This is a genomic window from Shewanella avicenniae (assembly GCF_017354945.1).
GTDB lineage: Bacteria > Pseudomonadota > Gammaproteobacteria > Enterobacterales > Shewanellaceae > Shewanella > Shewanella avicenniae.
The window spans coordinates 3,704,076-3,717,909 of the sequence record NZ_CP071503.1 but is presented as its reverse complement, the minus strand read 5'-3'; the positions used below and the strand labels follow the sequence as shown (position 1 = coordinate 3,717,909).

General features: G+C 51.3%; 11 protein-coding genes. 10 read left to right on the top strand and 1 reads right to left on the bottom strand.

Going from position 1 to position 13,834, the window contains the following annotated elements:
* Positions 1 to 89: 89 nt before the first annotated feature.
* From ubiA to JYB87_RS16290, 10 genes are all read left to right on the top strand, one after another.
* Entirely contained in the window at positions 90 to 965 is an 876-nt protein-coding gene (gene ubiA / locus JYB87_RS16335) for a 4-hydroxybenzoate octaprenyltransferase (protein WP_207354505.1), read from the top strand.
* Between the two features lie 417 nt (positions 966 to 1,382).
* Entirely contained in the window at positions 1,383 to 3,539 is a 2,157-nt protein-coding gene (locus JYB87_RS16330) for a TonB-dependent receptor (RefSeq protein WP_207354504.1), read from the top strand.
* 70 nt (positions 3,540 to 3,609) lie between these two features.
* Positions 3,610 to 4,665: an ABC transporter substrate-binding protein gene (locus JYB87_RS16325; RefSeq protein ID WP_207354503.1), complete on the top strand. Its 1,056-nt coding sequence runs from the start codon at positions 3,610 to 3,612 to the stop codon at positions 4,663 to 4,665.
* A 10-nt stretch (positions 4,666 to 4,675) separates the two neighbouring features.
* Complete coding sequence (locus JYB87_RS16320; RefSeq protein ID WP_207354502.1) at positions 4,676 to 5,449, top strand: ABC transporter ATP-binding protein; 774 nt, start codon at positions 4,676 to 4,678, stop codon at positions 5,447 to 5,449.
* 2 nt (positions 5,450 to 5,451) lie between these two features.
* On the top strand, positions 5,452 to 6,477 hold the full coding sequence (locus JYB87_RS16315; protein ID WP_207354501.1) for a FecCD family ABC transporter permease: 1,026 nt from the start codon (positions 5,452 to 5,454) through the stop codon (positions 6,475 to 6,477).
* Positions 6,478 to 6,506: 29 nt separating this feature from the next.
* Positions 6,507 to 7,337: a class I SAM-dependent methyltransferase gene (locus JYB87_RS16310; RefSeq protein ID WP_207354500.1), complete on the top strand. Its 831-nt coding sequence runs from the start codon at positions 6,507 to 6,509 to the stop codon at positions 7,335 to 7,337.
* Between the two features lie 206 nt (positions 7,338 to 7,543).
* On the top strand, positions 7,544 to 8,551 hold the full coding sequence (locus tag JYB87_RS16305) for an ABC transporter substrate-binding protein (protein ID WP_207354499.1): 1,008 nt from the start codon (positions 7,544 to 7,546) through the stop codon (positions 8,549 to 8,551).
* Positions 8,552 to 8,915: 364 nt separating this feature from the next.
* A complete protein-coding gene (locus tag JYB87_RS16300) occupies positions 8,916 to 9,410 on the top strand; it encodes a (2Fe-2S)-binding protein (protein ID WP_207354498.1) in 495 nt (164 codons plus the stop codon).
* The gene (locus JYB87_RS16295; RefSeq protein ID WP_207354497.1) at positions 9,407 to 11,686 is read left to right on the top strand and encodes a xanthine dehydrogenase family protein molybdopterin-binding subunit; all 2,280 of its coding nucleotides are present in this window, start codon (positions 9,407 to 9,409) and stop codon (positions 11,684 to 11,686) included. The genes JYB87_RS16300 and JYB87_RS16295 overlap by 4 nt, the downstream gene beginning before the upstream one ends.
* Positions 11,687 to 11,736: 50 nt before the next feature.
* The gene (locus JYB87_RS16290) at positions 11,737 to 13,065 is read left to right on the top strand and encodes a c-type cytochrome (RefSeq protein ID WP_207354496.1); all 1,329 of its coding nucleotides are present in this window, start codon (positions 11,737 to 11,739) and stop codon (positions 13,063 to 13,065) included.
* Between the two features lie 105 nt (positions 13,066 to 13,170).
* Here the strand turns inward: JYB87_RS16290 and JYB87_RS16285 are convergent, their stop codons facing one another.
* Positions 13,171 to 13,752, bottom strand: coding sequence for a nucleoside triphosphate pyrophosphohydrolase family protein (locus JYB87_RS16285; protein ID WP_207354495.1), 582 nt, complete (start codon positions 13,750 to 13,752; stop codon positions 13,171 to 13,173).
* Positions 13,753 to 13,834 lie beyond the last annotated feature (82 nt).

Below are 13,834 nucleotides of genomic sequence, written 5' to 3'. Positions count from 1 at the left end.
AAAAGTTAGTTTGTGGTGTAAATCACATTTTGGCTGCGCCATAATACGCGCAGTTAGCAATCACGGCAGCGGTGCGGAGAACCAAGCCAATGACACTCAGGGATAAGTTACATGCTTATGCGCGCTTAGCGCGTATCGACCGTCCAATCGGCACCTTTCTTTTATTATGGCCTTGCCTCATGGCGCTGATGTTAGCTTCAGGCGGTATGCCGGATCTCAAGGTGCTGGTCATCTTTATCGTTGGCGTGTTTGTCATGCGTGCCTGTGGTTGCATCATCAATGATTACGCCGATCGCAAGCTCGATGGCCATGTTGAACGCACCAAAATGCGCCCACTCGCCAGTGGCGAAGTCAGTGTTAAAGAAGCCTTGTTACTGTTTGTGGTGCTGGGGTTATTGGCTTTTGGCTTAGTGCTGATGCTCAATCCGCTGGTGGTAAAACTGTCGTACATCGGCATCGTGCTGACAGTGATTTACCCCTTCACCAAACGTTTTACCAATATGCCGCAGATGTTTTTGGGCGTGGTGTGGAGCTGGTCAATTCCGATGGCATACGCTGCGGCAACCGGTGAAGTGCCTGCCGAAGCCTGGTGGTTATTTGCCGCGAACTGGTGCTGGACTGTGGCCTATGACACCATGTACGCCATGGTCGATCGTGAAGATGACTTGCGCGTCGGCATCAAATCGACCGCGATTTTGTTCGGCAAACATGACCGTGAAATCATCGGTTTATTCCAAATTGCCGCGCTGGCGTGCTTTATGGTGGCGGGTTTTATCGCTGAACGTGGCACGCTTTATCTGCTCGGCATTGTGCTGTTTATCGGCTTTGGTTTGTACCAACAACGCTTGATCCATGGCCGTGAACGCGCCCCATGTTTAAAAGCCTTTTTAAACAACAACTGGGCTGGTATGTCACTGTTTGTGTTCCTCGGTATGGATTACCTCCTGCACACCGCCGCATTGTAATCACTTCGTTTACCGCTAAGTTTTCAGCTCAAAGGCCACCTCAATGTGGCCTTTGTTGTATCAAAATGTCGCAAGTTTTCCACACTTACTAATTTACGCTGCGTTAATGCACGTTTTTGTGAAGTTCATATTAACGAATATTGACTCATGAGTTCGATCACATTACCGTTATGCACTAATTTATATAACGGTGTTGATTTCATCGTTATTGCGCTAATACTCGCCATTCAACCACGGTGAGTAATCAAGGTGTTGCCAACCATGGCATGCGCCAGATCCACACTACCACCTATATAGGGCTATTCTGGGACTATTGGTCACAGGGGCTTAGGTGTCATTTAATTAAAAATCAACGATTGTTGACCTTTTCTGTAAAAGGTAAATCGTCGTAACTGTTGTGAGCAAAGGAACATGGGAATGTTGAAGTCGAAAAAGTTCATTCTGAACACCGTTACACTTGCCGTTGCGGCTGCACTAAGTCATAGCGTTATCGCTGAAGAAGCGACAACAGCAAGCACAGCTGACAAGGCTAAGACCGAAGTGATTGTGGTACGTGGTGATAAGTACAATAAAGATGGCTTCCGCCCTAAAACAGTGGATCTGGGGTTGTTAGGCAGCCGCTCTATTCAAGATACGCCTTATGCCATTAGTGTGTTTAACCGCGAATTGATGGACAACGTCAACGCCACCAACTTGAATGACATCCTCAAATACATGCCATCGACCCAAATGGAAGCGCGCGGGGGCACTGATGTTGGTCGTCCACAAAGCCGGGGGATGCAAGGCAGCGTAGTCGACAACAACCACTTAGACGGTATGAATGTTGTGGCTACGACAGCACAACCGCTGGAGTTGCTGGAACGAGTGGAAGTCATTCAAGGGTTAACGGGGGCAATCTATGGCCCAGCCTCACCAGCCGGTAACTTTAACTATGTGTTCAAACGCCCAACCGAAAACTACTTCACCAGCGTGACCGCGGGTATGACCGAAAATGGCGCCTGGTTGTTGCACACCGATACCAGTGGCAGCCCGAACGAGTACTTTGGCTACCGTATTAACTTGCTGCAGGAAGAGGGTGAAAGCTACGTGAGTAACTCACACCTAAATCGCAAAGCTGTTGGTTTAGCGTTTGATATCAACCCTGATGACTACACCACTATTCAGCTAAACGGCAGCTATTACAAATTTGATAAATTCGGTGAAGCGGGCGGCTTCTCTTATGGGAGCAGCATCGGGTTACCTGCGGCGTTAGATGCCAGTAAAAAAGGTTATGGTCAGCCATATAGTGGTAGTGGCTTGGAAACCACCACCGGCAGTATCAAGGTGATTCGCACTCTGGGTGAAGATTGGAAATTAACCGCCGGGATCCTGCATCAAGATGCAAAACGTACCCTTAACGGCGTGAGCAATGTGATCAACGCTGATGATACCTTTACCCAACGGATGTCGAGCACCGGTGCTGCAGGCAAGTTTACCGTAACCAGTAACATGGCTAACTTGGTGGGTCAGGTATACACCGGCGATGTGCGCCATGATCTGGTGTTTGGCACTGCCGGGTATAGTTGGAACATGTACACCGCCAGCCGCCGTGCTACGGCAACATTGGGGACTAGCCCATTGGATGCACCACAAGCCTACGATGCGCCAGATCTGAATTTACATGTGCCTATGTATCATTCAGGCAACACCAGCGTTCAAAGCGGCATTATTGGTGACACCATCACCTGGAATGAACATTGGTCTACCCTGTTAGTCGGCAGCTACAGCGATTTTGACGTGGAAAACTACAATGCCAACGGCGATACCACAGGTAATTACAGCAAAGACGGCGTGAGTTCGACTATCTCGATGATCTACAAGCCTGTTGAGAATATCACCACCTATGTGACCTACGCCGATACCTTAGAAGCGGGCGGTAGTGCTTCTACAAACGCGCAAAATGCGGGGACTAGCTTAGATCCTGTACGCAGCTACCAAAATGAAATTGGTATCAAAACCAGTGTCGGCGAATTTGATATTAATGCCGCCTTGTTCCGCGTTAAACGTCCAATGGCCTATGAAGGCGGTGATGGCTATTACCGTCAACAAGGGATGCAAAACAACAAAGGTGCTGAGCTGACCGTTAACGGCTACCTGTTTGAAGACTTCAAGATTTTCAGTGGTGTCACTTATTTGGATGCCGTTTTGGAAGACGCTTTCGATCCTGCAACAGCGAACAAATTGGTGGTGGGCGTACCTAAGTGGCAAGGCAACTTGTTGATGGAATACACGGTTGCAGCGGTAGCGGGTCTATCATTTACTGGTAACGTGCATTACAGCGGTAAGCGTGCGGCAAACAACATTAATACCTCTTGGGCCAGTTCATACACCACAGTGGATTTGGGCATGAAATATGTGATGCCAAAAGAGGTCATCAACGACGCAGTAATTCAATTGCACGTGACCAACCTGTTTGATCGTCAATATTGGGCGGCCATCTTCCCTGGCAATATTTACGGCAGCTTGGGCGCCAGCAACACCGCGTTCCTCGCTGAACCACGTCAGTTGAAGCTGACGGCTACCGTGAAATTCTAACCAGCATCATTAGAGCGATTGGCGCAGGCTAATCGCTCTTTTTTGTATGCTTGCCCAAAGGGATAAGGTAATGACAATCAAACATCATTTATTCTCTCGCGCTATAGCGGCAGTGCTGATGCTGTTGCCCGCGCTGGCGTTGGCGGCCGATACTCGCACCATTTATTACGATGGTAAAACGGTCGTGCTGCCACAAACCATTGAACGGGTGGCGACCAGTTGGGAATCGCAAAATTCCGTGTTAGCGATGCTAGGCTTTGGTGACAAAATTGTCGCCACAACCCATTACGCGCGCAGCACCCCTGCGTTTCAAAAATTTATCCCCACCATCAAAGATACTGAACTGTCGACCATGGCGAGTTCCGGTGATGTGAATGTCGAGCAGTTGATGCGTCTGCATCCTGACTTGATGCTCGTTGCCGAAGGCTTTCCAAACACCAAAAAGATTCAGCTTGAAGCGGCTGGCATTGCCGTGGTGGAGTTTACCTCGGATTCGTTTGAGGCCTTGCTCCACCGTGTCAGCGTCGTGGGCGAAATGCTCGGCCCTGACGCCGCCAAACGCGCGATTGCCTATCGCGATTATTTTGCGTGGAACAAACAACGGGTGGCGGAGCGATTGGCCAACTTGCCCGCAGATAAGCGTGCGCGTGTCTATGTTGCCTCAGGTACGCCGCTGACCACGTCTGGTCGGCCATCGCTGAACCAAGATTGGATGGATGCTGCTGGGGCGATTAACGTTGCTGAGCATTGGCAATTGGCATCGGTGATGCCGAACGATACCAATGTGAATATTGAGTCAGTATTGGCCGCCAATCCCGATGTGATTATCGCCATGCGCAAACGCGATGTGGATGCCATCAAAAAAGATCCGCGCTGGCGCACCGTAAAAGCGGTGAAGAACAATCGCATCTATGCCAATCCACGCGGGCTGTTTTGGTGGAGCCGCAATACCTCAGAAGAGGCGCTGCAATTTTTGTGGTTGGCGACCAAGCTTTATCCTGAGCAGTTTAAAGATATCGATATTAAGCAAGAAACCCATGATTTCTATCAGAAGTTTTACAATATCGATTTGTCAGCTGATGACGTGAATGCCTTTCTCAATCAGCTACCGCTGAAGCCGGTGTAGAGTGGTGGCAATGGAATCAAAAGCAAATGCGGTGTTACTACAAGCACAGCAACTGACCTATGGCTATGGCAAACAGCAGGTGCTCAACGGCGTAAGTTTGGATATTCGCGCCGGTGAAGTGTTGGCGCTGCTTGGCCCTAACGGTACCGGTAAAAGTACCCTGCTAAAGTTGCTGCTTGGGCTGTATCCGCCGGCCAGCGGTGAGGTGACGCTGGCCGATAAACCGCTGACGCAGATGACCCGCCGCGAAATCGCCGGTCATATCGCTTATGTGCCACAACATCATATCAGCCCATTTCCCTATACCGTGCGCCAAGTGGTGTCTATGGGGCGCTATCACTCCGGCGGCGTGTTTGGCCGCATGAGTGAGCGCGACGGTGAGTTGGTCGCCAAGGTGCTGATACGATTGAAGATCGAGCATCTTGCCGAACGGCGTTATACCGAAATCTCTGGTGGTGAGCAGCAATTGGCATTAGTGTGCCGCGCGCTCGTGCAGGGCGCCAAAATCCTAATGTTGGATGAACCCGCATCGGCGTTAGATTTTGGTCACCAAGCGCGCCTTTTGGCGCAGTTACGGCAACTGGCAGAAGACGGTTACGCAGTGGTGATGACCACCCATCATCCACACCATGCACGGATGATCGCTCATCGGGCAGTGATGCTCAAATCAGGCTTAGTGATGGCCAACGGTGCCCCCGCAGAGATTCTCACTCCTGCAGCAATCCAACAGCTTTATGACTTATCGGCGCAAGAATTAGCCGCATTTACGCGAGGAGTTGCCTAAGCATGAACCGTATTTTTTCACGCTTTAACGGGCAATTAGCGGCGCTGGTATTGTTGCTAGGGGCGATGCTGTTATTTGCTCTGTCGTTAGGAAATTATCCCATCACTATCATGGAGATCTGCCGTTTCGTTGGCAGTCATTTGGGATTGGCAACGCTGCCAGAAGATCGTCAAAGCATTTTATCGAACATTTTGCTGGATGTGCGTTTGCCGCGGGTGATTGGCGCGATTCTGGTCGGCATGGCGCTCTCAGGTTCCGGCGCCGCCTTTCAAGCGGTATTTCGTAATCCATTAGTGTCACCCGGCATGCTCGGTGTGCTGGCGGGTGCCTCCTTTGGGGCAACGCTTGGCATGTTGTTTCACGGTAACTGGCTAACGATTCAGCTGATGGCGTTTGCCTTTGGCTTGCTGGCGGTGGGTATTGGCGTGGCGATCGGCTTGATCTTTGGTGGTGGTTCGATGATCACCTTGCTGCTCGGCGGCATTATCAGCAGTGCGCTGTTTAGTGCGTTGTTATCGCTGGTGAAGTTTGCTGCTGATCCACAAGATGAGTTGCCCTCGATTGTGTATTGGTTGATGGGCAGCCTCGGCATGTCGGGTTTGTCGGACGTGTTATGGCTACTGCCGCCAATGTTAGTGGCGGTGCTGGTGTTGTGGGCGTTTGGCCGCTCGTTAGATGCGATGTCGATGGGCGATGAAGAAGCGCGCGCACTGGGTGTGCCAGTTAATGTGGTGCGTTACGGCGTGATTGTGGCGGCAACCATGGCGTCGGCGCTGTCGGTATCGATTGCTGGCATGGTCGGCTGGGTGGGCTTAATCGCACCACATATTGCTCGCATGTTGGTCGGGCCGGAAAACAGCCGCTTGATGCCCGTCAGTATTATGCTCGGCGCGATCTTTTTGCTGCTGGCAGATTGTTTAGGTCGTGGTTTTAGTGTGGTGGAAATCCCGATCGGCATCGTCACTGAATGCCTTGGTTTACCGCTATTTTTGCTGGTGCTACATCGCGCTCGCCGCGGCTGGAATTAAGCGCAACCAGCACGTTATTAGGAGTAGTTATGACAGGATTAGTGAATTGGCGCTTGCTGCGTGAGCGGATGATGGCGCCCGCGACCAGTGGGCAAATGGCCAAATTTGATTGGAACCAGATCACCGACATGTACGACGGCATGGCCAAACTGGAGCGCCGTTACACTCAAATGCAGGTGGATTGCATGCCGCTCACCGCCGACGATACTGTGGTAGATATCGGCTGTGGCCCCGGCCGTTTGTCGGTGCCTATGGCGCAAAAAGTCAAAAGCGTGACCAGTGTGGATGCCTTCGACAATATGCTCAGCCGCTGTATGCACAACGCCGAGCTTGCGGGCGTGAGTAACATCACCCCTAAGCTGCAAGATTGGAACAGTGACGACGCGCTGGCGCAGATTGGCGTGCACGATATTGCTGTTGCGTCGCGCTCGGTTGGTTTTTCTGATCTGATTAAGCTCAACAAAATCGCTCGTAAATATGCGGTGGTGATGAGTTTTGCCAATGCGCCGAGCCTGCGGGAAATCCAATTAAGCTTTTTAGAGGGTGTGATTGATACTCCGCCGGTGCCGCATGGCAATGACCGTAACTTTGGTTACAACATCACTTTTAATATGCTGTATGACATGGGCGCCGAGCCGAATATTCGCATTGTGGATGATGGCTACGAAGCGCAGTTTACCAGTCGTGAAGAAGCCTACGGGGCGCTGCGCTTTGTGGGCGATATTCCGGCGGATAAAGAGGCGCAGTATCGCGCCAATGTAGATAAACGTCTCACCGCCAATGAGCAGGGCTTTCGTTTATTCTGCGCCAGTCGCACTTATGTTATGTGGTGGAAAACCAGCGAGTTAACCATAGATTAGACAGCGTGGTTAACCAGCAGCAAAGGTGTTCGGTTATCGGCTGAGCGCCTTTTTTTGGGTTGATGTGGCTATTTGCAGGTTGATCTCAGAATGGTGCTATTTTATCGTTATATAGTTTTTTATATACCGTTTGCGCAATAGGACATTTCACTATCAATAGGGATGATATTATGAGGCGATACCACTCGTTTTTGGGTGCTTGCTGGATGGTAATACTCGCAACACCTATGGTTTGCGGGGCGGAATCGCTCAGAACGGTAGCATATGCAGAGCAAATTGTTACAGTGCCTGAGCAGGTCACTAAAGTCGCGACCAGTTGGGAAGCACAAAATTCAGTATTAGCCATGTTGGGTTACGGTGACAAAATTGTCGCGACTACACGTTATGCTAGAAATACTCCCGCTTTTCAGAAATTTATCCCCAGTATTAAAGATACAGAACTATCTACCATGGCAGGCTCTGCGGAAGTGAATGTCGAGCAGTTGATGCGATTGCATCCTGACGTTCTGTTTGTGGCGGCGGGGTTTCCAGAGAATAAACGAGCCCAGCTTGAAGCACACGGAATTGCAGTGGCAAGTTTCCCAGCAAACTCAATGGTGAGTTTGATTGAACGGGTGCTGCTCACCGGTGAAATACTTGGCCCAGATGCGTATGCGAAGGCGCAATCCTATAAAGCCTACTTCGAACGAAATAAAAGCTTGGTGGCAGAGCGCCTAGCGAGGGTGCCCGCTGAGCAACGTTTGCGAGTTTATGTCGCTTCCGGTTCCCCATTGACCACCTCTTCGCGGCCATCGCTCAATCAGGATTGGATAGACTTGGCGGGTGGGATCAATGTGGCAGAAGATTGGTCTTTGCTGGATGTCCGTCATGGTAACGCCAACGTCAATGTTGAAGTGATTATGGCAGCGCAACCGGATGTGATTGTGAGCATGCGGCAACGTGATGTCATCACGATTAACCAAGATCCTCGCTGGCGAACGATTGCCGCGGTTAAAAATAATCGCGTTTATGCCAATCCTCGCGGCTTGTTTTGGTGGTGCCGTGAAACCTCGGAACAGGCATTGCAGTTTTTGTGGTTAGCCAAAACACTTTACCCAACGGCGTTTGCGGACATTGATATTCGCCAAGAAACCTATGACTTCTATAAAAAATTTTATGGTATCTCACTCGCTGATGCCGATATTGACAGCTTTTTAGTCCCGGTTGAGTCCTAACACAACGTTTGATTTGCTAACGCTGCGACTCCGCAAGGTTAACTGTTGTGGATGCTGTTCAATTAATGAAAGCAACTCATGAGCATAATGAGTTGCTGGCGATTGTAATTTTTATCCCCAGTCTGTCTAATCAAATCTCTATCAAGTTTGTGATGCGTGCGCAATGTAAGAATATGTTACATCTCTCACAAAAATAACAAGCTTGCGCTACCATGACAGATGTCAGTGTTCTCTACAGATACTACCCATGCGGCAGCATGTATAAACCCAACATCAGCGTTGGCCGCCTTTAGCCAACATAACCTCAGTATCTTGGCCAGCATGAACGCTGTCTGTCGAGCACAATAGGGAGCTTTGAAACGACATGAAACTTCAGATTAATCAGCAAACTTACGATGTCGATGCGCCAGAAGATACGCCACTGCTGTGGATTCTGCGCGATAATCTCGGCTTAACGGGTACCAAGTATGGCTGCGGTTTAGCTCAGTGTGGCGCTTGCTCGGTAATGATAGACGATGAGGTAGTACGCTCTTGCGTGATGCCCGCGTCTTATGCTGTGGGCAAACAGATCACCACCATTGAGGCTATCGAAGAGGATGCCATTGGCAAGCGGGTGGTGGATGCCTGGGTGCAACACCAAGTGCCACAATGCGGTTATTGCCAATCCGGTCAAGTGATGGCAGTAACCGCTTTACTCAAAGCCACGCCACATCCTAGTAAAGATGAAATTAGTGCGGCGATTAGCAACTTGTGCCGTTGCGGTACCTATAACGCTATCGAACAAGCTATTGACGAACTGGCTTACGATGCAACTCGTGCCTCCCACAAAGACGCAGAACAAGTGGAGGACAATGCATGAAATCGTTTACTTCCTCGCTGACTGATGCCGAATTCGCCGAGTTAACTCATGCTCAGCCGGTCAACGTCTCGCGGCGGCAATTTTTACTATCTTCTGCTGGTTTAGCGGCGGGTGCCTTGGTCTTGAGTGTAGGACTACCGCTGCGTCAAGCGCGAGCAGCTGAGGCGAAACCAATGGCAGCGGGCACGCGTGTCCCCGCGTTCCTGCAAATCACCCCAGATAACCGCATTTTGCTGCAAAGCCCCTTTGTCGAAGGTGGCCAAGGTATTTTTACCGCCATGGCGCAGATTGTCGGTGAAGAGTTGGACGCTGATCCTGCCAGCTTTATTGTGGAGAACGCCCCAACCGGCCCCGATTTCAAAGTGATGATCGCCGGCCCCGGCCGGATTACCGGCGGCAGTATGTCGGTGCGTTTTAGTTATCCGGTGATGCGCAAACTGGGTGCCTTAGCGCGGCAGATGTTACTGCAGGCCGCCGCCGCAGAATGGAAAGTGGCTATTGATGAACTAGCGACTGAACCGGGTAAGGTGGTACATGGTAAGACCCAGCGCAGCCTCAGTTATGGTGAGCTTGCCATCAAGGCACTCGATCTTGCTGTGCCAGATCCTGATAGCGTCAGTTTAAAAGACCCGAAAGATTTTCGTTGGATTGGCAAGGGCGTAGCGCGGGTGGATGTGTATGAAAAATCCACTGGTAAGGCCGAGTATACTATTGATATTAAAGCAGATGGAATGCTGCATGCGGCAGTACAACATGCGCCACGCTTAGGCATGACTGCGGCAAAAATTCTCAATCAAGCCCAAGTAGAAGCCATGTACGGGGTGCACTCAGTGCATATTCTTGCAGGTGCTGGCGCCGTGGCGGTGGTCGCTGAGCATTGGTGGAATGCCAAACGCGCGGTTGAAGCGGTGCAGGTAGAGTGGTTAGCGGCGCAGGGGGCAGAGCAAAACAACATCCGCCATATGCCAGCGGATTTTTCTAGTGAGGCATTTAGCGAGTTACTGGCCAAACGTACTGAGCCCGGTGACGACGCCGAAACCAAAGGCGAGGCGGTGAAGTTGCTGAATAGCGCCAGCCCAGAAGCTCTTATCAGTGCCACTTATCGTACCCAATATGTGCATCATGCGCAGTTAGAGCCGCCATCGGCGCTGGCGCAGTTTCACCCAGATGGCAGTTTAGAGGTATGGCTACCGAACCAAGCGCCCGACATGTTTCTGGCGGACATCGCCAAGCGCAGCGGCTTAACCGCAGACAAAGTCACGCTACATTCACCGATTCTGGGTGGTTTTTTCGGTCGTCATTTTCTCTATCCAGCGGCCAGCCCTTATCCACAGGCGATTGAGTTAGCCAAAGCCGTGGGCAAGCCAGTCAAAGTGATTTGGAGCCGTGAAGAAGAATTCCTGCGTGATCCGCTCAGACCGATGGCCGCGGTGCGACTACGGGCTGAAATTAAAGATAACAAGCCCGTCGCGTTAGAGGCGATTTCGTCTTGTGAAGGGCCAAGTGAAGGCATTTATGGCCGCGACCCTAACAAGGTTGATGGCACTGCAGTTGAGGGACTCTCAGGCAAATCCTACGCAATTCCCAATGTGCGTATTGCCCGCGATTATGTAAAAAATCCGACCATGCTGGCCTATTGGCGTTCAGTGGGTAATTCGATGAACGATTTCGTCTACGAATGTTTTCTAGATGAAATGGCCGACAAAGCGGGCGTCGATCCTTATCAATTCCGCAAACAGTTGTTGCAAGACAATCCAAGGTTATCGCACTTGTTAGAGGTAGTCGTCGCATCGGCCGGTGGCTGGCAACGTGGCCCATTTACCGCGGAAGATGGCACTAAGCGTGCTCGAGGGATTGCGATGGCATCGCCGTTTGGTACTGAAGCTGCGGCTATTGCCGAAGTGTCAATTGAACACGGCCAAGTGCGAGTGCATCACGTGTGGGAAGCTGTCGACCCCGGCTCGATTGTGAATCCGGCGATTATTGAAGCGCAGGTCAATTCGGCGGTGGCATTGGGGCTGTCGCAAGTGTTGATGGAAGAGGTAGTCTACAAAAAAGGCAAACCGTTGGCGCGCAACTATGACATGTACCCGATTTTACGCCCAGATGAGATGGCCAAAGTGCACGTGAGCATTGTTGAAAGTGGCGCCAAAATGGGCGGCATCGGTGAGCCCGGTTTACCGGCCATTCCGCCCGCGGTGGTGAATGCGGTATCGCAGCTACTTGGCCGACGTATTCGCACTATGCCGCTGTCTCGATCGTCGCTCGAAGACTGAGTCTAGCCGATGGACTGGAACCTAAGGACTGCCAAGAAAGAGGGATTGTTGTGAAAAAAGTGTCGCTCGTTGTTTTCATTGTCATTATTGCGGCTGCGGTTGCATGGTTTAGCAACCGTACACCAGTGTCGGCGTTTGCTGGCGAATCGTTGGACGCGCCAGCAGCTGAGCTTATCCAGCACGGTGAGTATGTGGCGCGCCTAAGCGACTGCGTTGCCTGTCATACCATTCCAGATAAAGCGCCGTTCAGTGGTGGCTTGAAGATGATGACGCCGATCGGCGCCGTCTATAGCACCAATATCACCCCAGATAACGCCACTGGAATTGGCCGCTATTCGCTGGCGGATTTTGATCGTGCCGTGCGTCACGGTGTGGCACAAGACGGTCATAGGTTGTATCCGGCAATGCCATTTCCGTCCTACGCCAAGCTGACTGATGACGATGTGAAAGCCTTATACGCCTACTTTATGCATGGCGTGGCACCGGTTGCGCAACCGAATCATGCCAGTGATATCCCGTGGCCGCTGAATATGCGTTGGCCGTTGGCGCTGTGGGCGGCCCTGTTTAGTGACGAGGGCAGTTATCAACCCAATAGCGCCGAAAATGCGCAATGGAACCGCGGTGCATACCTGGTGCAAGGCCCTGGGCATTGCGGCAGTTGCCACACCCCGCGTGGCCTAGCGATGCAAGAGCAAGCGCTGGATCAATCGAGTAAACAGTATCTTGCGGGGGCGCTATTAGATGGTTGGTATGCGCCGAGTTTACGCAATGACCACAACATTGGCATTGGTCGTTGGAGTGAAGCGGATGTGGTGCAGTTTTTGAAAAATGGCCGCAACCAACACGCGGTAGTGTACGGCTCGATGACTGACGCGTACAACAACTCCACCCAATTTATGAGTGATGAAGATCTGTCTGCCATTGCCCACTATCTAAAGTCACTGCCGGGCAATCCTGCCGTAGATGGTGAACCTTGGCGTCATCAGCAGCAAACCTTCAGCGCCAATACGGCCAACTCGCAAGGCGCGCATATTTATTTGACGCGCTGTGCCGCTTGTCACGGCGCCGATGGTATTGGGCGCGAGCAATGGATCCCGCCACTTGCGGGCGCGAGCTCGATGTTGACCCGCCATGATGCATCGGCAATCAACATTACTTTGAACGGCTCAAGCCGGATTGTGACTCAAGGTGTGCCCGATGCCTATCGTATGCCGCCGTTTCGGCAGCAACTATCCGATCAGGAGATTGCGGCGGTGTTGAGTTTTATCCGCAGTGCGTGGGGTAATCAAGGTGCAGCGGTAACGGCCGATTCCGTAAAAACCATCCGCCATGATACCGACCCAGCCAGCAGTGATGTGGTGATTTTGCAGATGCGCTAATGGTGAGCGGATTTATTCGTGCAGAGACAAAAGGGGCTAAAGCGCCCCTTTTTGTTGTGGTCTTTTTGCTGCGGTCTGTTTACTAGGATGTCGACAACTGAGACATCAGCCGGTGATTAACTTAGCCAGATCCGCAGGGCGATAATAAACGGATTTCAACACCTTGCCACGGCGTACCAATTTGCCTTGCAGTTGGCAATCTTCGGCGCATTTGGCAATCAAGTAACCGCCTTTACTCACGCCTTCAATCTTAATGCCTTGCTCGGCGTAATGGGCGATGGTGTCGTCTAATTCTTGTTGGGTACGACAGACTTTGCTCATGTTGGAGCTATGGACTTCATGCCAGCAACTGATGAAATCGATGGTGCGGGCATTGGCCACTTGCAGCAAAATATCAATCAGATAGCTGATCCCTGTGCTGTCTTGGGTCACATCGTCGATGCCTAAATGCACTAGGCGTCCCATCAGCACATACACACTATCCACAATCGCGTCGGCCTGTTCGACGATGTCTTGTGCTTCAGCAAGTTCGGTCAACTCTTCGGTGATCAGCGAGGTATGTAGCGCGTCTTGCTGCTCTGTCAGCGAACTAGGATCTGCGACGGCCAAATCATAGGTATGGCGGAATTCGGCAATATCGGTATACAGCTGCTGGTAGATGGCGTGGTTAAGTTGGAGTAATTTCATAAGTCACTGCGTAGGCTGGGGCAAATAAAGTACCTATGATAAAGCGCTCATGCTGTGGGTTCAAAATCTTGTGCCTTTGCTA